Source organism: Psychromonas sp. CD1, from assembly GCF_002239585.1.
In the GTDB taxonomy this organism is placed as follows: Bacteria; Pseudomonadota; Gammaproteobacteria; order Enterobacterales; family Psychromonadaceae; genus Psychromonas.
Window position 1 is genome coordinate 94,006 of sequence record NZ_NDFH01000003.1, and the last position, 19,554, is coordinate 113,559.

Annotated in this window: 20 protein-coding genes; 15 read left to right on the forward strand and 5 right to left on the reverse strand. The window is 36.5% G+C overall.

Features of this window, described 5'->3' with window-relative positions; translation table 11 throughout:
• Positions 1-51: 51 nt before the first annotated feature.
• The 3 genes from pgm (at position 52) to B8W84_RS01840 (ending at position 3,765) form a co-directional block, all read left to right on the forward strand.
• Positions 52-1,713 (forward strand): phosphoglucomutase (alpha-D-glucose-1,6-bisphosphate-dependent), encoded by a 1,662-nt coding sequence (pgm, locus tag B8W84_RS01830; RefSeq protein WP_094751636.1) that lies wholly within the window; start codon positions 52-54, stop codon positions 1,711-1,713.
• A 225-nt stretch (positions 1,714-1,938) separates the two neighbouring features.
• Positions 1,939-2,241, forward strand: coding sequence for a DUF406 family protein (locus B8W84_RS01835; protein WP_094751637.1), 303 nt, complete (start codon positions 1,939-1,941; stop codon positions 2,239-2,241).
• 198 nt (positions 2,242-2,439) lie between these two features.
• On the forward strand, positions 2,440-3,765 hold the full coding sequence (locus B8W84_RS01840; RefSeq protein ID WP_094751638.1) for a DEAD/DEAH box helicase: 1,326 nt from the start codon (positions 2,440-2,442) through the stop codon (positions 3,763-3,765).
• A gap of 292 nt (positions 3,766-4,057) precedes the next feature.
• Here B8W84_RS01840 and B8W84_RS01845 read toward each other — a convergent pair whose 3' ends face one another.
• Positions 4,058-4,321, reverse strand: a complete 264-nt coding sequence (locus tag B8W84_RS01845; RefSeq protein WP_094751639.1) for a hypothetical protein — start codon at positions 4,319-4,321, stop codon at positions 4,058-4,060.
• Positions 4,322-4,520: 199 nt separating this feature from the next.
• Here B8W84_RS01845 and B8W84_RS01850 point away from each other — a divergent pair, with 199 nt between their 5' ends.
• Positions 4,521-5,006, forward strand: a complete 486-nt coding sequence (locus B8W84_RS01850; RefSeq protein WP_094751640.1) for an LPP20 family lipoprotein — start codon at positions 4,521-4,523, stop codon at positions 5,004-5,006.
• Here B8W84_RS01850 and flgN read toward each other — a convergent pair whose 3' ends face one another.
• The 3 genes from flgN to flgA all read right to left on the reverse strand — a co-directional run bounded on the left by flgN (position 5,007) and on the right by flgA (position 6,678).
• Positions 5,007-5,426, reverse strand: coding sequence for a flagellar export chaperone FlgN (gene flgN, locus B8W84_RS01855; protein ID WP_094751641.1), 420 nt, complete (start codon positions 5,424-5,426; stop codon positions 5,007-5,009).
• A gap of 24 nt (positions 5,427-5,450) precedes the next feature.
• Positions 5,451-5,768: a flagellar biosynthesis anti-sigma factor FlgM gene (flgM, locus tag B8W84_RS01860; protein ID WP_094751642.1), complete on the reverse strand. Its 318-nt coding sequence runs from the start codon at positions 5,766-5,768 to the stop codon at positions 5,451-5,453.
• Positions 5,769-5,985: 217 nt separating this feature from the next.
• Entirely contained in the window at positions 5,986-6,678 is a 693-nt protein-coding gene (flgA, locus tag B8W84_RS01865) for a flagellar basal body P-ring formation chaperone FlgA (protein ID WP_094751643.1), read from the reverse strand.
• Positions 6,679-6,784: 106 nt separating this feature from the next.
• Here flgA and B8W84_RS01870 point away from each other — a divergent pair, with 106 nt between their 5' ends.
• The 9 genes from B8W84_RS01870 to B8W84_RS01910 all read left to right on the forward strand — a co-directional run bounded on the left by B8W84_RS01870 (position 6,785) and on the right by B8W84_RS01910 (position 14,895).
• Positions 6,785-7,708 carry a chemotaxis protein gene (locus tag B8W84_RS01870; protein ID WP_094751644.1) on the forward strand — a complete coding sequence of 308 codons (924 nt, stop codon included), beginning with the start codon at positions 6,785-6,787 and terminating at the stop codon, positions 7,706-7,708.
• Positions 7,709-7,743: 35 nt separating this feature from the next.
• On the forward strand, positions 7,744-8,571 hold the full coding sequence (locus B8W84_RS01875) for a CheR family methyltransferase (protein ID WP_219349775.1): 828 nt from the start codon (positions 7,744-7,746) through the stop codon (positions 8,569-8,571).
• A 191-nt stretch (positions 8,572-8,762) separates the two neighbouring features.
• Positions 8,763-9,164 (forward strand): flagellar basal body rod protein FlgB, encoded by a 402-nt coding sequence (gene flgB / locus B8W84_RS01880; RefSeq protein ID WP_094751646.1) that lies wholly within the window; start codon positions 8,763-8,765, stop codon positions 9,162-9,164.
• A 21-nt stretch (positions 9,165-9,185) separates the two neighbouring features.
• On the forward strand, positions 9,186-9,605 hold the full coding sequence (gene flgC, locus B8W84_RS01885) for a flagellar basal body rod protein FlgC (protein WP_094751647.1): 420 nt from the start codon (positions 9,186-9,188) through the stop codon (positions 9,603-9,605).
• Positions 9,606-9,615: 10 nt separating this feature from the next.
• Positions 9,616-10,314: a flagellar hook assembly protein FlgD gene (locus B8W84_RS01890; protein ID WP_094751648.1), complete on the forward strand. Its 699-nt coding sequence runs from the start codon at positions 9,616-9,618 to the stop codon at positions 10,312-10,314.
• A 12-nt stretch (positions 10,315-10,326) separates the two neighbouring features.
• Positions 10,327-11,748, forward strand: coding sequence for a flagellar hook protein FlgE (flgE, locus tag B8W84_RS01895; RefSeq protein ID WP_094751649.1), 1,422 nt, complete (start codon positions 10,327-10,329; stop codon positions 11,746-11,748).
• 136 nt (positions 11,749-11,884) lie between these two features.
• Positions 11,885-12,631: a flagellar basal body rod protein FlgF gene (locus B8W84_RS01900; protein WP_094751650.1), complete on the forward strand. Its 747-nt coding sequence runs from the start codon at positions 11,885-11,887 to the stop codon at positions 12,629-12,631.
• 33 nt (positions 12,632-12,664) lie between these two features.
• A complete protein-coding gene (gene flgG, locus B8W84_RS01905; RefSeq protein ID WP_094751651.1) occupies positions 12,665-13,453 on the forward strand; it encodes a flagellar basal-body rod protein FlgG in 789 nt (262 codons plus the stop codon).
• Positions 13,454-13,794: 341 nt separating this feature from the next.
• Complete coding sequence (locus B8W84_RS01910; protein ID WP_094751652.1) at positions 13,795-14,895, forward strand: flagellar basal body P-ring protein FlgI; 1,101 nt, start codon at positions 13,795-13,797, stop codon at positions 14,893-14,895.
• A 59-nt stretch (positions 14,896-14,954) separates the two neighbouring features.
• Here the strand turns inward: B8W84_RS01910 and B8W84_RS01915 are convergent, their stop codons facing one another.
• Positions 14,955-16,289 carry a Na+/H+ antiporter family protein gene (locus B8W84_RS01915; RefSeq protein WP_094751653.1) on the reverse strand — a complete coding sequence of 445 codons (1,335 nt, stop codon included), beginning with the start codon at positions 16,287-16,289 and terminating at the stop codon, positions 14,955-14,957.
• 145 nt (positions 16,290-16,434) lie between these two features.
• On the opposite strand from B8W84_RS01915, the gene flgJ reads away from it, so the two are divergent.
• Positions 16,435-17,418 (forward strand): flagellar assembly peptidoglycan hydrolase FlgJ, encoded by a 984-nt coding sequence (gene flgJ / locus B8W84_RS01920; RefSeq protein ID WP_094751654.1) that lies wholly within the window; start codon positions 16,435-16,437, stop codon positions 17,416-17,418.
• The gene (flgK, locus tag B8W84_RS01925) at positions 17,418-19,499 is read left to right on the forward strand and encodes a flagellar hook-associated protein FlgK (RefSeq protein ID WP_094751655.1); all 2,082 of its coding nucleotides are present in this window, start codon (positions 17,418-17,420) and stop codon (positions 19,497-19,499) included. Before flgJ ends, flgK begins: the two co-directional genes overlap by 1 nt.
• The last annotated feature ends 55 nt before the right edge of the window (positions 19,500-19,554 follow it).

The window sequence follows — 19,554 nt, forward strand, 5'->3', positions numbered from 1 at the left end:
CAAATGTTGTTTTTTGAATATATTACATTGTATATTTAGGGTTAAAATATTATGGCAATACATGCACGAGCAGGGCTTCATGCGACGGTAAAAGATTTAGTGGATATACCAAAGTTAGTGGCTGCATATTATCTCAATTTACCCGATGTTAGTTTAGATTCTGAGCAAGTGAATTTTGGCACCTCAGGGCATCGAGGTTGTGCATTTAATAACTCGTTTACTGAGTTACATATTTTAGCCATTACACAGGCTTTAGCTGAATATCGGCAGGATCAAGGTTATACTGGGCCGATGTTTATCGGTAAAGATACACATGCTTTATCTGAGCCTGCTTTTGCATCTGCAGTGCAAGTCTTAGTTGCAAATGGTATTAAAGTCGTTGTGCAACAGGGGGGAGGTTATACGCCTACACCTGTTATTTCTCATGCTATTTTACAGTATAACGAAACGCACCCTGAAAGCTTAGCGGATGGAATCGTTATCACCCCATCGCATAATCCACCTGAAGATGGGGGGTTTAAATATAATCCTCCTCACGGTGGGCCAGCGGATAGTGACGTTACTCAAATTATTCAAGATCGTGCAAATGCAATTTTAGACGGCAATTATGATGATATTTTACAAAATGATTTTGCGGAAGCAATGAGTTCTGATTTGGTTGAACATTATGATTATATTCAACCTTATGTCGATGATCTTAAAAATGTACTTGATTTAGACGCAATTTCTAAAGCGGGTGTAAAAATAGGTGTGGACGCTTTAGGTGGAGCTGGGCTAGATTATTGGTCGGTTATTGCTAAAACATATAATTTAGATATTAGTGTAATTAATGATCATGTTGATCCTACCTTTTCGTTTATGACACTCGATAAAGATGGACGTATCCGTATGGACTGTTCATCCCCTTATGCGATGGCCGGCTTAATAAAATTAAAAGACAATTTTGATATCGCCATTACTAATGATCCCGATTATGATCGTCATGGAATAGTGACTAAAAGTGCTGGATTATTAGATCCTAATCATTATCTTGTCGTCGCCATCCATTATCTTTTTACGCATCGCAAAGAATGGCCTAAAGATGTCATGGTTGGTAAAACGCTCGTATCAAGTTCAATGATTGATCGCGTGGTAGGCGACCTAGGTATTGAGCTTGCCGAAATGCCAGTAGGGTTCAAATGGTTTGTTGACGGACTACATAGCGGTAAATTTGGTTTTGCGGGTGAAGAAAGTGCGGGCGCCTCATTTTTACGTAAAAATGGTCGCGTTTGGAGTACGGATAAAGACGGTATTATTTTAGCTTTACTTGCTGCCGAAATAGTGGCTGTAACCGGTAGTGATCCCGCTCAATATTATAAGCAATTTACTCAGAAATTTGCATCGCCTCGTTATCAACGTATTGATACGCCTGCGAGTGTCGAACAAAAAGAAGTATTAAAACATTTAAGCGCAGAGCAAGTTGAGGCGAAAACATTAGCCGGAGAAGTGATTCTTTCTAAAATCACGCATGCTTCAGGAAATGGTGCTGCTATTGGTGGGTTAAAAGTAACCACAAAAAATGGTTGGTTTGCTGCGCGTCCTTCTGGTACTGAAAATGTTTATAAACTTTATGCTGAATCTTTTTTAGATGAAGCGCATTTGCATGAAATTCAACAAGAAGCAAGAGAAATAGTGGCACAGGCATTTAGTCATGCAGGGGTGTCATCTATTTAGGTTTTTTAAAGATGATAAAAGATAACCATTTTGCGTATTAAATGTGTTTTTATTGCCTAGGTCAAAGGTGTTAATATTTGATGCATCGCTTAATCTAATACGTTAAGACACATGTGTAAAATTGAAGTTTTGACCCTAGGTGATAAACTGCAAAATTAATTTAATGGTCGCCTTTTGTTTTGGTCACGTTACAATCAATGCATATAATAGATATTAGGAGCCATAATGAGCGAAAATAAAAGTACAGAAACGAATGATGTTTGTGAAGCCTGTGGGAGTTTTGTTGAACTAGGTAGTGTTATTACTGAAGATGATACTATTTTTGTTTTACCGCTTGAGGGTAGTGACCCCGCAGGAGTTAAAAAAATGGCGTTAAAGTATGTTGATGCTGCTAAAAAACGCTTTGCAAGTGTGGTTATCTCTCAAAAAGAGGTGCTTAAAGGTGACATTTTTCATGTTGAGATAACTTTTACATTTGAATGTACGGCTGAAAAGTTAATTTTTGAAATGGGTCTTAGTGCAATTTAACTTTATGTTGTAAAAAGAGTTTATTGTTTAATCCTTTTTTGTGCTCTTTTGTTTTATGTGTATAATTTTCATGCATACGAAGATAAAGAGCACTATTTTTACTGTTTACTTTTAATTATTTACAATCTTCATTTCTTCTTTTATCGCTTAATCGTTATACTACCCCATACTTTATATATTGCTCATTTGGAGAGTCCTTTGCTCATTGCAGATTTACCCGTTGATAATCGTTTAATTATTTCTCTTTCTCACTTAGGATTTACACAAGCAACTCAAATTCAAGCGGAAGCGATACCTCTTGCTGTTGCAGGAAAAGACTTATTAGCATCATCAAAAACAGGATCGGGTAAAACACTGGCTTTTTTATTGCCCGCAATGCAACGTGTATTAAAAACACGTGCGTTAACTAAGCGCGATCCGCGTGTATTGATTTTAACGCCGACTCGTGAACTCGCGAAACAAGTTTATTCTCAATTACGCTTATTAGTTGCTAATACTAAGCTAAAGTCAACATTGGTTTTGGGTGGCGAAAATTTTAATGATCAGGTTAAGCAACTAGACAGGGATCCGCATTTTGTAGTGGGAACCCCTGGACGTATTGTGGATCATCTTAAAAAAGGGTTATTGCATTTACATGGATTAGAATTACTTATTCTAGATGAAGCCGATCGAATGTTAGATTTAGGTTTTGCAGAGCAGTTAAAAGCAATTAATGAAGAAGCTAAGCATCGCTTACGTCAAACATTACTTTTTTCTGCCACATTAGGCCATGCTGAAGTTAATGATTTTGCGGCACAGTTGCTAAAATCACCTGTGCGTATTGCAATTGGTGAAGAAAATCAGCAACACAGTGAAATCACCCAAAGGTTTTATCTCGCGGATAATTTAAAACAAAAAGAAAAATTATTATTTCATTTTGTTAAAACAGAAACGATTAAGCAGCTAATTATTTTTACGGCAACACGTAAAGATACCGAACGTTTAAGTGCATTATTAAATGAGCAAGAAAATAACTCTATCGCTTTGCATGGTAATTTAACGCAAAGTGAGCGTAATAAAATTATGGATACGTTTTCTAAAGGAAGAGTTAAAATATTGGTGACTACCGATATTGCATCAAGAGGTCTTGATTTATTAAATGTTAGTCATGTTATTAATTTTGATATCCCTAAACATGCAGAAGAGTATATACATCGTATAGGACGGACAGGACGCGCGGGAGATACGGGAGATGCCATTTCAATTATTGGCCCCAAAGATTGGCTTAATTTTAAAAAAGTAGAATCTTTTGTGCAGCAAAATGTTTTCTTTTCAACCGTTGCGGGGATAAAGTCAACATTTAAAGGTATCGCGCCGAAGAAGCCTTTGGTGTCTAAACATAAGTTTGTAAAAAAAGCTCAGAAAAATAAAGTGCTTAAAAAAGTTAAAAAACAAAAAGCGAAGCCGGAGAAAATATTTTTTGAGGCAAAAGAAGTTGGTTTTGCACCTATGTTACGCAAGAAAAAAACGGATGAATCATTTTAGTCATACTTTAAAAATGGGATATAATGCCGATTTTGCATTATATCTTGAATTCTAATTATCGGCTAGGTGGTGGCGCGACTGACGAAAGACGCAATCGTAACAATGACGTAGTATTGTGTGTTATATATCCTACTGCGTTTATGGCAATCGTGCATCGTGCATCGTTTATTAATTATTGAGTTTTTTGAATGGGTTTTAAATGGCATCTAAATTGGGTGTGTACACAAAATTAGTGACAGGCTCAAGAGTTAGGGCTTGAGACCATAGTCATTTGTAATTTTTGTTTTACAAATTACAGCATAGGTTTTTCAAAACACATTATTGCTGCTGTATTTGTTTTATTTGAAGTGGTGTACTCAGATACATAAATCATTTTCCAACCATCATACTTCTCTAAAAGGTTATTAGTATCTTCATCATCTCCTGTTGTGTAACTTACGCAACGAGTCATTAAGTTAGACCCCTCAGATCCAGATGCTCGAACTTGAGAGCTAATATTCGCAGCTGCACAACCTGTTAAGAGAAGAACAACCCCCATACTTAATATTAATTTCATTTGGTTTCCTTATTGATATACTTTATAAATTAAACGCTTTTAATCTCGAATTATAGAAGCTTAAAAGAGATATATAACTGGCTATTAGAGCGTATGCTTATTAATATCCATTCAATAATTATTTTATAACACAAGACTACCCTCGCAAACAGTAGGTTAATGTTTATTGTCATTATCGTTTTTAAGCAAGGATTTAATCATGATCATTAGTCGATACTATCCGTCGTTGTTAGTACTGCTTTGTAGTAGTACCTTATTAATATCAGCATGTACCCCGATATCACATACTCTGTCTTTACCAACGCAAGAAGAGTTAAAAGAGCAAACAAACACACATACTTTTACTGCGCTAGGTTATGCGCCAGTTGCGACTCAAAATGGAAAAACATTAGAAGAAAAAATATTAAATGCAATTAAAGCCTCTAAATTAGACGCTTATAAAGAAATGGCAGAGCAAGTTTATGGGGTGTTATTAAGTTCGGAGACCCAACTGTCAGGAGTTCATATACAGAGCTATCGGGTAAAAAGTCAAGTTAAAGGATTAGTTAGAGGGGCGCGTGTGCTAAAGAGTTATCATAAAGGTAAGCTATATATTACGGAGTTGGTGCTAGATATGCAAGGATCACCCTATTCAAATATGTCCAGTGGAAAAACCCCTCAGTATGAAAAACCAATCTATTATTGATTAAGCTTGAATGTTTTTTCCTAAAAGAAGGCCGCCGTGTAACATCCCTTTTTGATCGTAAGTAATACTGTTTTTTCCCGTTGCTTGTTTGATAAGTTGGGTTAAATGTTTATTACTACGCATACCTACCTCAACAAGTTTACCGTTAATGTTATTAATGTATTGGCATTTTTCAAGGATAATTAAAATTTCTTTTTTTATTTTTTTGGCTTCTTCGGAAGTTTCTATTTGTTGCAAAGAAGTTGAATTTGATAAAGCACTGTCTAATTCTGAAATTAAAGTTAATTTTTGTTTTTTTTGTTTTAAAATTTCATTAAGATTAGAAAAGCTTTTTTCTTTGAGGCATGTTGTTTCTTGTTTTAATGTACAGTGTAATTCATTTATTAAAATTAACTGCTGATTTAGCTTTCCGATAGGCATAATTTAAATATCTCTGCTTATAATTTATTTAAGTATGCGACTAAAATCACCTTCAAATTGGCTGATTCGTTGTGCGAGTCGTTGTGTATTTATTTTATATTCACCGTTTGTAATCGCTTTTTTTAACGATTCAAGACGTTGTTTATTCATTTGAGGTTCAATGGAGCTTTGTTGTTGCATTTTATTTATATTCTTGGCCTGTGCGGTTAACTGAACAGAGTCTTTATGCTGTTCATTGTTAATTTGACTTGATTTTTTTAAAGATGATTGTTGTGCCGGAGCTTTATGTTGCTCAACAACAATCTTCTTGGGTGCTGCTTGGCGGTTAATGTTGATGCTCATAATTATATTCCAAAAGTGCCTTGTTTATATTATATCGGCAACGGGACAGATTTCTTTAGATAAAACTAAAAAAACAATTATAATCGATTACTAATATAATTATTTAAATAACAGGTTTTATATAAAAGTAAATTTCATTTTAAAATGCAACTCGCACCTCTTTTTGTGCTAATATAATTATTTAAATAACAGGCTTTATATAAAAGTAAATTTCATTTTAAAATGCAACTCGCACCTCTTTTTGTGCTGAAACTATTCCGACAATAATACGTTGAGAGTGTGAGTTTTTCACTCTAACAGATTCTCCAATGTTAGCATCATTTAAGGCTATTCCTGAAGTTTTAATTACTAATCCTGTTTTTATTGCGCTAATGATCACCTGGTCGTGTTTACACACAAAGCATACATCTCTATTTTTAATTATTTTTTGGGTGCTGATATTGCGCTTTAAGCGGCTACCGAGAAGTTCTGTTTTTTTTGAAAAACTACCCCCACGCAATTGAGATTTATTTAAATAAGCTATTTTTGTATTATTATTATTTAAGGTTTCACCTTTGCGTAGGGCATGTGCACTGATAACACTTGCGAAAAGTCGTTGTGAACGAACGCGTACATACGTTGACCATTCTTCGGTGTCAGGGCAAGTTACTTTAACCGAAACATTATTTTTTAATTTTCCTGAAACAATTTCCCCTAAAAAAGGTGATAAACATTTTTTATATTTTAGTCGTTTATTAAGAGGAACCACGTGAATTGATATTTGTTGTTTATTGTTTTCTGGATATGTTGCCGTATACTTATTTAAAATAAGTGTTGCAGTAAAGTCCTCAATACTTTTACTATAATTAGTTTCAGCAAAAGAAGCAGAACAGCCTAAGCTAAGAATAAGAATAAAAAAACGAATGAACATAAAGATCCTGTTTGCGGATGAATGAGGGCTTAACAAAGTCCCATTAGTTATTAAGCATCATTATAGAATGATTTTTTGATAAATTATAATTGAAAAGGAATATTATATGGCCGGCGTGTTAGATTCAGTGAATCCACGAACTCAACTAGTTGGACAAAATCGCTTAGAATTATTACTTTTTAAATTAGACGGTAAACAGCGTTACGGGATTAATGTATTTAAAGTCAAAGAAGTACTTCAATGTCCACCTTTAACTAGCTTACCAAAATTACATCCCAGCATATGTGGTGTTGCGCATATTCGAGGGAAAACTATTTCTGTTATTGATATGAATATTGCTACGGGTGGGTGTGCTATTGATAATGTACAAAAACGTTTTATTATCATTACAGAATACAACCGTTCAACCCAAGGGTTTCTTGTCGGAGCCGTCGAGCGTATTATTAATATTAATTGGGAAAATATATTACCCCCCCCGAATGGCATTGGGCGTTCCAACTATATGACTGCTGTAACCGAAATTGATGGTGATTTGGTTGAAATATTGGATGTTGAAAAAATATTAGATGAAATTTCACCGTTTAATACTCATGTGAGCGATAGTGTGATTGATAAAACAGTGAAAGATAAAGTGAAGAACAAAAAAATATTGGTTGTGGACGACTCATCCGTTGCTCGAAGACAAATAGATAGAGCAATTTCAGCATTGGGCTTAGAATGTGAAATGGTAAAAGATGGTAAAGAAGCATTAGATTTGCTCAAAGAAAGATCAAAAACCGGATCTATTTTAGATCGTTATGCATTGATGATTTCTGATGTTGAAATGCCAGAAATGGATGGTTACACTCTTACATCTGCCGTTAAATCAGATCCTGCATTAGCGGGCTTGCATATTATTTTACATACATCTTTGAGTGGAATATTTAATGAATCAATGGTCAAAAAAGTGGGCGCTGATGATTTTATAGCGAAGTTTGATCCGGATGAATTGGCAATAGCGGTACAAAAAGTGATTAATTTGGATAGTTAATATAATTAGCATTAAAGGGAGGAGCATCTGTGAGAATGATTTCCGATGATATTTACAAAAAGTTTTCAAGTTTTTTAGAAGTGCAGTGTGGCATTGTATTAGGCAGTAATAAGCAATATTTGGTAAAAAGTCGATTAATCCCTTTGATGGATGTTTTTTCTATTAACACACTTTCAAACTTAATTCATGAAGCGATGAGTTATAAGAATCGTGCTCTAAGAACGGCTGTTATTGACGCGATGACAACCAATGAAACTTTATGGTTTCGAGATGTTTATCCTTTTGAGTTACTTGCAAAAAAAATATTCCCTGAAATATTAAAGTACAAAAAAAACATTAAATTATGGTCGGCCGCCAGTTCTTCAGGACAAGAAGCTTATTCTATTGCTATGGTTGCTTCTGAGTATCAAAAACAAAATGCAGTATTAGGTATGAATGTACAGATTATAGGTACGGATATCTCGAATACAATGCTCGAACAATGTAAAATGGGCGTTTATGATACGCTGGCTTTATCGCGTGGTTTATCAGAAACACGCAAGATACAATTTTTTGATTCGCTCTCTGATGGCTCTAATAAATTAGCAATTAAAGGTGAAGTCAAAAAAATGACGAGTTTCAGAAGTTATAATTTGTTAGATAGTTATGCTCTGTTAGGTAAGTTTGATGTTGTTTTTTGTCGTAATGTTCTTATTTATTTTTCTGCAGATGTTAAATCTAAAATATTAAATCAGTTTGCAGGAGCTTTAAATCCTGGTGGTTATTTGATTTTAGGTGCGTCGGAATCTATCACCGGCTTAACGGACAAATATAATATGGTTCGTTGTAATCCTGGTATTATTTATCAATTAAAAGATAAGTAATGTCGTTGTTGCCTCTTTTGTAAAAAAAAGGGGCAACATTTGCCTCTTTTTTTTGTTTAAACTCTTTCCTTCTTGTTTTTCTTCAATAACTTCTTTTATTTTACTTATATATATAAAAACATTCCCCTTTATCTTTTATCTTTTGTCTTTTTGGCATAGTGGTTGCATAGAATCCTGTATAGGAGAAAATTATGGCGATTAACTTTGATAAAGCACTGGGAATTCATCAATACACGTTAGGTGTACGTTCTCGTCGTGCTGAAATTTTAGCAAGTAATTTAGCAAATGCAGATACGCCAGGTTATAAAGCTAGAGATCTTAATTTTAAAGAAGCACTGTTAAGCGCTAGAACAGGATCCGGTCTTTCCTTAAGCCGTACTGATACGACCCATCGCGTAGGTCATACATTTTCAATGGCTCAATCTAATGAATATTATCGTGTAGCAAATCAGCCAGATACCGGTGATGGGAATAATGTTGATGCAGAAGTTGAACGTAATTTATTTATGAAAAACAGTATTGAGTATCAAGCAAGTCTAGATTTTTTAAATAGTAAAATATCAAGTCTACGTACCGCGATTAAAGGGCAGTAAATACGTTTTTGGAGAGTTATTATGAGTTTATTTCGTATTTTAGATATTTCAGCGACAGGCATGAGCGCGCAATCGGTACGCTTAAATACTACCGCAAGTAATTTGGCGAATGCTAATAGTGTAAGTAGTAGTAGTGGAAAATCGTATCGTGCTCGTCAACCTGTTTTTGCTGCTGAATTAAATAGAGCACAAGGCGCTTTAAGTGGCAGTGTTGGAGTAAGAGTTTTAGGCATAGTGGAGAGCAATGCTCCTTTAACAAAGGAATATGCACCTAATAATCCAAGTTCAGATAAAGATGGTTTTGTTTATCATTCTAATGTGAATGTGATGGAAGAAATGGCAAATATGATAAGTGCTTCTCGTTCGTATCAAACAAATGTACAAATCGCCGATGCAGCGAAACAAATGCTAAGTCGTACATTACAAATGGGCAAAGGTTAGGGAATAAATGATGAGTACAATTAATACTAATAGTTTATTAAAGTTGAATAAACCTTTAACTGCAGAGCAAGTGGCCGCAAATAAAGAGGTGGATAAAAAGCAAGTGCTCGAGCAAGAAGATTTTTTTGCTCTATTGTCCCAACAACTTGCTTACCAAGACCCCTTTAAACCGGTAGATAACTCTGAAATGATTTCGCAAATGGCATCTTTTACGACAGCTGAAGGCATCACTAAAATGGGTAATGAATTTGCGGGTATAAAAAATGTACTGAGTTCAAGCCAAGCATTAGAAGCTTCTTCTTTAGTGGGTAAAAAAGTATTGATTCATAGTAATACTGGATATTTAATGGAAAACAAAGAATTATCGGGCTCATTAAATATTAAATCTGGTGCCTACGCTGTAATGGTCGACGTTGTCGATAAAAGTGGAGCTGTTATGAAAACCCTTAACTTAGGTGATGTAGAGACTGGAAATCAGCGTTTTACTTGGGATGGTTTAAACAGTCAAGGCAAACGTGTTGTACAGGGGAAATATACCTTTAAAGCGCATGGAATGGTTAATGGTAAAGGTGAGGACTTAGTTTCTACGGTGTATGCTCATGTAGAGAGTGTAAGCCTTGGAGGGGGTAAAGCAGGTATTAGTTTAAATTTAAAAGGATTGTCTGGAATTAAACTTGTAGATGCAATTGAAGTTGCAGAAAATAAATAAGAGGAAAATATTATGTCTTTTAATATTGCATTAAGTGGAATAGCCGCTGCACAAACGGACTTAGATTCAACGGCGAATAATATTGCCAACGTGAATACTGTGGGGTTTAAAGAATCTCGAGCTGAATTTGAAAGTGTTTACGCTAGTTCCTTATTTACCAATAGTAAAACCAAAGTGGGTGATGGTGTTTCTACGGCGGCTGTCGCGCAACAGTTTCATCAAGGAAGTTTAAAGTTTACGCAAAATCCACTTGATTTGGCTATTACAGGTAGTGGTTTCTTTGCGACAGCAAGTAACCTTGAAGAGCGAGAATTAAGCTATACACGTTCAGGTACTTTTAAATTAAATAGTGATAATTTTGTTGTCGATAATAGTGGGAATTATTTACAGGCTTTTCCTGTTAATGAAGATGGTACATCTTCATCGGTAAGTTTAAGCACAACAAAGCCGATACAAATTCCAGAAACGGCGGGTACGCCAATATCGACATCAGAAATAAATATTACGTTAAATTTACCTGCGGGAGATAAAGCGATGGATCCTACAAAATTTGATCCTGATGATCCCGACACGTATAACAATGCGACTTCAGTTACTATTTATGATTCTTTAGGTGAGTCGCATATTACGACCACCTATTATGTTAAACCTGAAAATGCATCTTATACAGGAGAGAATCAATGGGTAACATTTGTTACCGTTGATGGTAAAGCGGTCGATGTATGGGATGAAGCGGGTGGTACAGGGCAGGTTGCCGGAACTTATGATATCGATGCAGATAACGATGGTGTTGCAGATGGTACGCCACAAGCCGCCTCTTATGTCGATAAAGATGGTAACACTCATACAGGTGCCGTTTTGAAATTTGATTCGGTGGGCGCATATAAAGGTAGTTCGCCGGTTGTCTTAACGTTCCAATCATTAGGTGTCGATGACCCTAGCTCTGCAGCTGGTGGTGATGGTGCTGGTGTTTTGTCACCTGGTGCGGATGGTGCACAACGTTTCACGTTAACGTATATGGAGCCCACACAGTTCTCTTCTGCATTTGAGGTTACCTCATTAGAACAAAATGGATTAACGGTAGGTCGCTTAACCGGTGTTGAAATAGGTAAAGATGGGCTGGTGAAGGCGACATATAGTAATGGTACTTCGCAACCATTATCTAGAGTGGCTATTGTTCGATTTCGTAATGAGCAAGGTTTGACTCAAACTGGCTCATCATGGATAGCGACACAAAATTCAGGTGAACCGCTTGCAGGAGAAGCTAATTCAGGCTCTTTTGGTGCGGTTAATTCTGCTGCTTTAGAACAATCTAATGTAAATTTAACCACGGAGTTGGTAGATTTGATCACAGCACAACGTAACTTCCAAGCAAACTCACGAGCATTAGAAGTTAATAATACATTGCAACAAACAATACTGCAGATTCGTTAATTTATTGTGATGTTTTTATTTTAGACGCACCTTTTTTTAGGTGCGTTTTTTTGATTGTTATATTTATTACTTAATTAATGAAGAATTTATTTTAAACGAATATTATATTTCGATTTTAATCGATTAAGGAATCAATATGGATCGCCTGCTTTATATCTCCATGTCTGGTGCGAAAGAGAATATGAATGCCTTAGCTATTCATGCGAATAACATGGCAAATGCAAACAAGACTGGATTTAAATCTAGCTTTGAGCAAGCGCGTAGTATGCAAGCTTATGGAGAGGGATTGCCAACGCGTGTTTTTTCGTTAGCAGAAGAGCCCGGGCAAAACTTTGAAAGTGGGATATTACAAATGACTCAGAGAGATTTGGATATTTCAATTAAAGGCTCAGGTTGGTTTGTAGTGGACTCTAAACTCGGTGGTCAAGCTATGACGCGTGCGGGAGGATTAAATATTAATCAACAGGGATTTCTTATTGATACGGTAGGTAATCAGGTGTTAAACCAAAAGGGTGCACCTATTTTTATACCGCTACCTGTTGAAAAATTTAATATTCGTCAAGATGGCGTAGTCGAAATTCGGCCGGCAGGGGCACCAGCCGATGCAATGGAAGAAATAGCACAAATAAAATTAGTAAACCCTAACATTAGAGATATTTTACGTGGAGAAGATGGCCTATATCGGCGTATTGATGGTGTAGATCCGAAAACAGATGCCACTGTTTTAATACAAAGTGGAGCGCTAGAGGCTTCAAATGTGAATATGAGCAGTGAATTAACCAGTTTAATTAGTTTACAAAGACAATTCGAGATGCAAATTAAAATGATGAAAAAAGCAGAAGAGATGGATAAAGCTTCAGAGTCATTATTACGTATTGTATAACTTGATTATTTTAATGTATTAAGGAGTGAGTATATGCATCCTGCATTATGGATAAGTAAAACTGGGCTTGATGCTCAGCAAACAAATGTTGCGACTATTTCAAATAACCTTGCTAATGCAAGTACTATTGGCTTTAAAAAAAGCCGAGCTATTTTTGAAGATTTGCTTTATCAAAATATTAATCAACCAGGAGCAAATGCAACTCAAAACACGAAATTACCGTCGGGGTTAATGATTGGAGCTGGAGCTAAAGTCGCGGCGATACAAAAAAACTTTTCACAAGGTAATGTACTAACGACTAAAAACTCTTTAGATATTATGATTGATGGTAATGGTTTTTTTGAAATAGAAATGCCAGATGGCAGCTCAGGTTATACGCGGAATGGGCAATTTCAGTTGAATGAAGACGGTATTATAGTAACGCCAGGCTCTGGTTATGCTTTAATGCCACAAATTCAAATTCCGAATGATGCGCTGTCTATTAGTGTAGGCTCTGAAGGGGAAGTGTCTGTTCGTCTAGCTGGGCAAATTGAAAATCAGGTGGTTGGACAAATTAATGTCAATGGTTTTGTTAATCCCTCTGGGCTTGAGCCTATGGGTGAAAATTTATACACTGAAACGGGATCAAGTGGTGCTCCGCTACAGGGAGTTCCTGGTGGGGATGGGTTAGGTTTTTTACGGCAAGGGATGTTGGAAACATCGAATGTAAATGTTACCGAAGAGCTAGTTAATTTAATTGAAAGTCAGCGTATTTATGAAATGAACTCAAAAGTTATCTCTGCAGTTGACGAAATGCTCTCTTATGTTAGTCAGCAATTATAAATGTAATGTCGCGTTCGGTTTTCAGGGTAATGCGCTTATGATGTTTTATTTCATACTCGCGTTCAAGTTTCAAATGTTATTGTATTCGTAAAATGAATGATAAAAATAGCTTATACAAAGAGATAAATAGTGTTGTTGCGCATCAATATCTAGAGTTTTAGTGTAAACAAGATATCAATAATAAAGTTATTATCTATAAAATGTGTGCTTGGCTAATGATAAACAATGTAAAGAGATCCTGCATAGACATGTTTAAGGGGGATTTTAAAACATATCGAAATAATGATAGATAAGTCGATGAAAGCCTCTATTGACTGTTGTAACAAATTTAAGGAAATCATATGAAATTTTTGACGCATACGAGTATTGCATTCATATTACTGCTATTTGCAAGTACAAGTTACAGTGCCCGCATTAAAGATATTGCGAGTATACAAGGCGTTCGTAGTAACCAATTAGTGGGTTACGGCTTAGTTGTGGGGTTACCTGGTACTGGAGAAAAAAGTAGTAAGTTTACCGAACAAGCCTTTTCGACGATGTTGCGTAATTTCGGCGTTAATATTCCCATCGGAGAAAAGTTAAAAATAAAAAATGTTGCTCCTGTGGCTGTCACCGCAGAATTAAAAGCCTTTGCTAAACGAGGTCAAAAAATTGACATTACTGTTTCTGCCATTGGTGAGGCTAAAAGCCTGCGAGGTGGAGAGCTATTACAAACCTTTTTAAAAGGGGTTGATGGAAAGATTTATGCGATTGCACAAGGTAGTGTGGTCGTTGGTGGCCTAGGTGCAGAGGGCGCAGATGGTTCAAAAGTAATGATTAACACACCGACGGTGGGTCGTATTGCCAATGGCGCGATGGTAGAAAAAGAAGTTATATCGCCTTTTTCTCAAGGTGACACCATTACCTTTAATTTATATGAGTCTGATTTTACGACTGCTAAAAGAATGGCGGATACGATTAATAACTTAGTCGGCGCCAATACTGCAACCATGTTGGACGCAACTTCTGTGCAAGTACTCGCTCCGCGTAATATATCACAACGTGTTTCTTATTTATCAACGTTAGAGAATCTTGAGTTTGAACCGGCAAGAGGAGCTGCAAAAGTGATTGTTAATTCACGTACCGGTACCATTGTTATTGGTCAAGATGTCAAATTATTGCCGACGGCTATTACGCATGGTGGAATAAGTGTCACCATCAGTGAAAATAAAACGGTGGATCAGCCAAATGCCTTTGCAGGAGGGAAAACTCAAGTTACAAATAATAGTACAATCACTATTACTAATGAAGATAGTCGCATGTTCACTTTTGATACGGGGGTTAGTTTGAATGATTTAGTTCGCGCCGTAAATGAAGTGGGGCTCGCACCTGGCGATTTGATGGCAATCTTAGAGGCATTAAAACAAGCGGGAGCTTTACAAGGTGAGTTGATTATTATTTAACATCATTACGTGTGAAGGTCATATTAAAGGCAAGTCATCGAGACTTGCCTTTTTTGGTTTTATAGGGTCATTGCGGCTATCCAGCCAAAGACAATCAGAGGTAAATTATAATGTAGGAAAGTGGGCACTACGGAGTCCCAAATATGGTCATGCTGTCCATCAATATTTAATCCAGATGTAGGGCCTAAAGTTGAGTCTGAGGCGGGGGAGCCAGCATCGCCAAGAGCTGCTGCTGTACCTACTAATGCAATCGTTGCCATGGGAGAGAATCCAAAAGCAAGAGCCAAAGGTACATAAATAGTGGCCAGAATAGGTATTGTTGAAAAAGAAGAGCCAATACCCATCGTCACTAATAGTCCAATCACTAGCATTAATAAAGCGGCCACCGCTTTATTGTCTCCAATAGTAGTTGAAAGAACTTGCACGAGACTCTCTACCCCTCCGGTTGCTTTCATTACGGCGGCGAAACCTGCAGCTGCAATCATAATAAAGCCTATCATCGCCATCATATGTACACCTTGGGTGAATACGTCATTGGTTTCTTTCCAAGCAATTACACCTCCGAATGTAAAAACGATAAAACCGGCTAATGCGCCAATAATCATCGATCCCGAATAAATCTGTGTGCTCAAAGTTGCTAAAATTGCAACGCAAGCAACAATGAGATGGCGTTTGTTGACCGGTTTTGATTTTGCATCATTTTGATTACTTTGGAGAATAACATCGGTCGAATAGTCTCTGGGCTTTCTGTAGCTAAAAAAAACGGCAATAAGTAGGCCTGTTACCATACCTAACGCGGGTAAAATCATTGCTTGAGGAACTTGGCTTGCAGTGACGTGTAAGCCGTTTTCCGCTAAGTTCTTAAGTAAAATGTTATGTAAAAAAATACCACCAAAACCGATAGGTAACACCATATAAGGCGTGATTAAACCGAAGGTTAAAATACAGGCGACTAAACGTCTATCTATACGGAATTTACTAAAAACAGAAAGTAGAGGCGGAATTAAAATAGGAATAAAAGCAATATGTACAGGAATAACATTTTGAGATGCAATCGCCATAAGCATTATGAGTATTAGCACTGAATATTTAATTGTATTCGAAAGCTTTTTAGAGTCTTGACCGTGAATACGTTTTATCAGTGACTGCGCTAATAAATCGGTTATACCAGATTTTGAGATGGCAACTGCAAATGCACCGAGCATTGCATAACTTAGAGCGATGGTTGCCCCGCCTCCTAAACCACCTTCAAAAGCGGTCACGGTATCGTTGAGAGAAAGACCTGAACTTAAACCACCAATGAGAGCACTTAAGGTTAATGATACGACAACATTAACACGCATTAATGACAGTCCCAGCATTATACATACTGCGAGGACGATGGGATTTAGCATAAAAATTCCTTAATTGTGATGTAAGGGTGCATATTACGTGAGTTATTTTATTAATAAAGAAAATTATAAAATCAATTGTGGCATTATTTTTGCTTAACTACTTAATATATTCGGGGACGTTTTAAAGGTAATAACAGGGCGAATTATGTCGGATAATAGGATAACACCAGCAAGTAATTATTTTGATTTACAAGGACTGGATCAATTACGTAAGAAGGCGCTGAATAATGATAAAGGTGCTATCCGTGATGTTGCGAATCAATTTGAAGCGATGTTTGCTTCGATGCTAATAAAATCAATGCGTAAAGCCAATGAGGCTTTTGAATCGGACAGTCCATTTAATAGTCAACAAACCAAGTTCTATACAGATATGCAAGATAAACAATTGGCGCTTAATATTAGTCGCCATGGTGCTCTTGGCCTTGCTGACTCACTTGTTCGTCAGTTAGATTCGACTTCATCTGTTTCATCTAAACAATCCGTTCCCCTTGATGAATTACAAATGCCTAATCAGCATGAACAACGTTCATATTCTTTGCATAATAAAGCTGTCTTTTTAAATATCAATAATAAAAATACGAATATGAAGTTAAATATAGCAGATAGAACGCCACAATTAGATGCGAAAATGACGGTATTCGAGTTTAAAGATAAGAAATCATTTATTAGTACCTTATTACCTTATGCAAAAAAAGCAGCAAAAGTATTAGGTATTGCGCCAGAGGTTTTAATTGCTCAGTCTGCGTTAGAAACAGGGTGGGGAAAAAAAATTATTAATGGTAAGCATAATAAAAGTAGTTTTAATTTATTTAATATAAAAGCAAGTGCAAATTGGTCAGGTGACCGAGTGGCGAAAGAAAGTATAGAAATAGAAAATGGTATTGCGGTAAAACGAAGTTATAACTTTCGAAGTTATGACAATATTGCACAAAGTTTTAATGATTATGCGCAGTTTATTGGACAGAGTAAGCGTTACCAAGGTGCATTAGCACAAGGGACGAATGCCAATTCATATATTGAACAATTACAACAAGCAGGGTACGCAACAGATCCCTCTTATGCACAAAAAGTGAAAGATATTATGCAAAGTGAGTCCTTTAAAGAGATCTTAAAAGGAGATAAAAACTAATGGCAGATTTACTACAAATTGGCTTGTCGGGGATCACTGCGTCGCAAGCAAGTATTGCGACGACAGGGCATAATATTGCCAATATCAATACTAAAGGTTATTCACGCCAAAGTGTTGAAGTAGTCACTGGAGGAGCTGATCGTTACGGTACAAATTTTATAGGGCGTGGCGCGGTAGTAAGTAGTATTGAACGCGCTTATGATCGTTTTGCTTTTACTGAAAATATAATGAACACATCACAACTTGCGTATAGTAAAGAGGTTTTTACGAAAATGAGTCAAATGGATGCGTTACTTTCAGATAGTAGCACTTCAGTAACAAAGCCAGTTTTAAATGTTTTTAACTCCTTAAATGGCGTTGCTGATCATCCAAACATGTTAGAATCTCGTCAAGTTTTTTTAGAATCTTCCGGTAATATGATTAATCAGTATCATAGATTGTATGACAATCTTGAAATTCAATATACAAATGTCAACAATGAAATCACGAATTCAGCCAAAACATTAACGACCTTAGCTACCAACGTTGCACAATTAAATTCACAAATTTCTGATGTATTAGGCAGCAGTACAGATAGTCGGGCGAATGATTTATTAGATCAGCGTAACCAAGCGATTGCTAAGTTAAGTGAAGTAGTGGATATCTCTGTCGTGCCAGTAAAAAATGGTATGGTCAACGTTTATGTTGGAAGTGGACAAGCTATCGTAATGGGTAGCACTTCATTAGATATTATTTCGGTTAATGGCGACCCTGACCCCTCTCGGCAAGAATTGGCCATGAATGTACGTGGTCATTTAGTGACCTTAGACGGGGAGCGTATGGGTGGGAAAGTATCTGCTTTATTTGAGGTTAGAAATAATGAGATAGAAAAAGCCTTTGATCAATTAGGACAAAATGTCATCGGGTTAACTCATTCCATTAATGAACAGCAAAAAGAAGGTCAAACATTAGAAGGGAAAATTGGCGCCGACATCTTTAATAATATTAATTCTGCGCAGAGTATGAAAAACAGAGTGCTGGCACACAATGATGATTTAGGCTCAGCTCAATTAAGTTTACGTATTGATGATTTAAGCCTGTTATCGCCAGATGAATATACTTTAGTCGTTGATAATTACCAAGTAGCAAGTGCGACGTCAACAGAAACAATATCCTTTACATTGACTAATAATAGAACGGGCGATTCACAGGTTGTCTCAATTGCTGATTTATCTAAAACGCATCGTGTGGACTTGCCTAATACAGGGCTTAGTTTAGGTATTGATGCCATTATTGCAAATGATCCTCCACAAGTCGGCAAAAAGTTTAGTCTGCGTCCCACGCGGTTAGGCGCTCAAGAAGCAACATTACTACATAAAGATCCTAAAAAAATAGCAGCCGCAAGTGCGGAAATAAAAGCACAAGAAAAGAAAGGTAATCAAGGCGATGCACGTTTACGAGTGAGTGTGTTGAACGATCCTTTAGATCCACTTTATATGAAAAAAGATAGTCCTCTTTCTATTGTTATCACTGCAAATACCGGTGGAGTTTTGACTTATGACATTGTCAATAAAGATGGCAATGTAGTTAGTTTACCTTCAGGCTCTGCGAATAATTATGTGCCCCCTAAAGTTGCGGGGGATTTATTAACGGGGTTAACGGTGACACCTGACTTATTAAGTGGAAAAGTAATTTTTGATGTCGCAGGTATTGAAGTTGAAATGTATCAAGGCGCGCCTATTGTGGGAGATCAATTCACCTTAAATTATAATGAAACGGGTGATGGTGATAATAGTAATGTAATGAAAATGGCTGCATTGCAGAGTCAAAAAATCATGAATAACAATAAAGCGACGTTTCAAGATGTTTATAGTGGCATGATATCTGAGATTGGAGCTAAAACTTCAAATGCAGACGTATCAATGCAAGCTGCAACTATTTTACAGCAACAATCTTTCGAGCGAGTTGAAAATGTGAGTGGGGTAAATATGGATGAAGAAGCTGCAAATTTATTGAAGTTTCAGCAACATTACAGCGCGGCTGCGCGTGTTATATCTGTAGCAGGTGAGCTTTTCGATACGATCTTACGAGCCGTTAGATAAATATTGGTGTAAAGTTGGTCTAAATATTGCTTAATGGTAGGTAGGTAATATGTTC

Bases quoted from the DNA above. Each gene is read 5' to 3' on its own strand.
- flgE (WP_094751649.1), top strand. From the start codon at position 10,327: ATGTCTTTTAATATTGCATTAAGTGGAATAGCCGCTGCACAAACGGAC.
- B8W84_RS01915 (WP_094751653.1), bottom strand. From the start codon at position 16,289: ATGCTAAATCCCATCGTCCTCGCAGTATGTATAATGCTGGGACTGTCA.
- flgA (WP_094751643.1), bottom strand. From the start codon at position 6,678: ATGTTCATTCGTTTTTTTATTCTTATTCTTAGCTTAGGCTGTTCTGCT.
- B8W84_RS01890 (WP_094751648.1), top strand. From the start codon at position 9,616: ATGAGTACAATTAATACTAATAGTTTATTAAAGTTGAATAAACCTTTA.
- B8W84_RS01870 (WP_094751644.1), top strand. From the start codon at position 6,785: ATGGCCGGCGTGTTAGATTCAGTGAATCCACGAACTCAACTAGTTGGA.
- flgC (WP_094751647.1), top strand. From the start codon at position 9,186: ATGAGTTTATTTCGTATTTTAGATATTTCAGCGACAGGCATGAGCGCG.
- B8W84_RS01900 (WP_094751650.1), top strand. From the start codon at position 11,885: ATGGATCGCCTGCTTTATATCTCCATGTCTGGTGCGAAAGAGAATATG.
- flgK (WP_094751655.1), top strand. From the start codon at position 17,418: ATGGCAGATTTACTACAAATTGGCTTGTCGGGGATCACTGCGTCGCAA.
- B8W84_RS01850 (WP_094751640.1), top strand. From the start codon at position 4,521: ATGATCATTAGTCGATACTATCCGTCGTTGTTAGTACTGCTTTGTAGT.
- flgG (WP_094751651.1), top strand. From the start codon at position 12,665: ATGCATCCTGCATTATGGATAAGTAAAACTGGGCTTGATGCTCAGCAA.
- B8W84_RS01845 (WP_094751639.1), bottom strand. From the start codon at position 4,321: ATGAAATTAATATTAAGTATGGGGGTTGTTCTTCTCTTAACAGGTTGT.
- flgM (WP_094751642.1), bottom strand. From the start codon at position 5,768: ATGAGCATCAACATTAACCGCCAAGCAGCACCCAAGAAGATTGTTGTT.
- B8W84_RS01875 (WP_219349775.1), top strand. From the start codon at position 7,744: ATGATTTCCGATGATATTTACAAAAAGTTTTCAAGTTTTTTAGAAGTG.
- B8W84_RS01835 (WP_094751637.1), top strand. From the start codon at position 1,939: ATGAGCGAAAATAAAAGTACAGAAACGAATGATGTTTGTGAAGCCTGT.
- flgB (WP_094751646.1), top strand. From the start codon at position 8,763: ATGGCGATTAACTTTGATAAAGCACTGGGAATTCATCAATACACGTTA.
- flgJ (WP_094751654.1), top strand. From the start codon at position 16,435: ATGTCGGATAATAGGATAACACCAGCAAGTAATTATTTTGATTTACAA.
- flgN (WP_094751641.1), bottom strand. From the start codon at position 5,426: ATGCCTATCGGAAAGCTAAATCAGCAGTTAATTTTAATAAATGAATTA.
- B8W84_RS01910 (WP_094751652.1), top strand. From the start codon at position 13,795: ATGAAATTTTTGACGCATACGAGTATTGCATTCATATTACTGCTATTT.
- pgm (WP_094751636.1), top strand. From the start codon at position 52: ATGGCAATACATGCACGAGCAGGGCTTCATGCGACGGTAAAAGATTTA.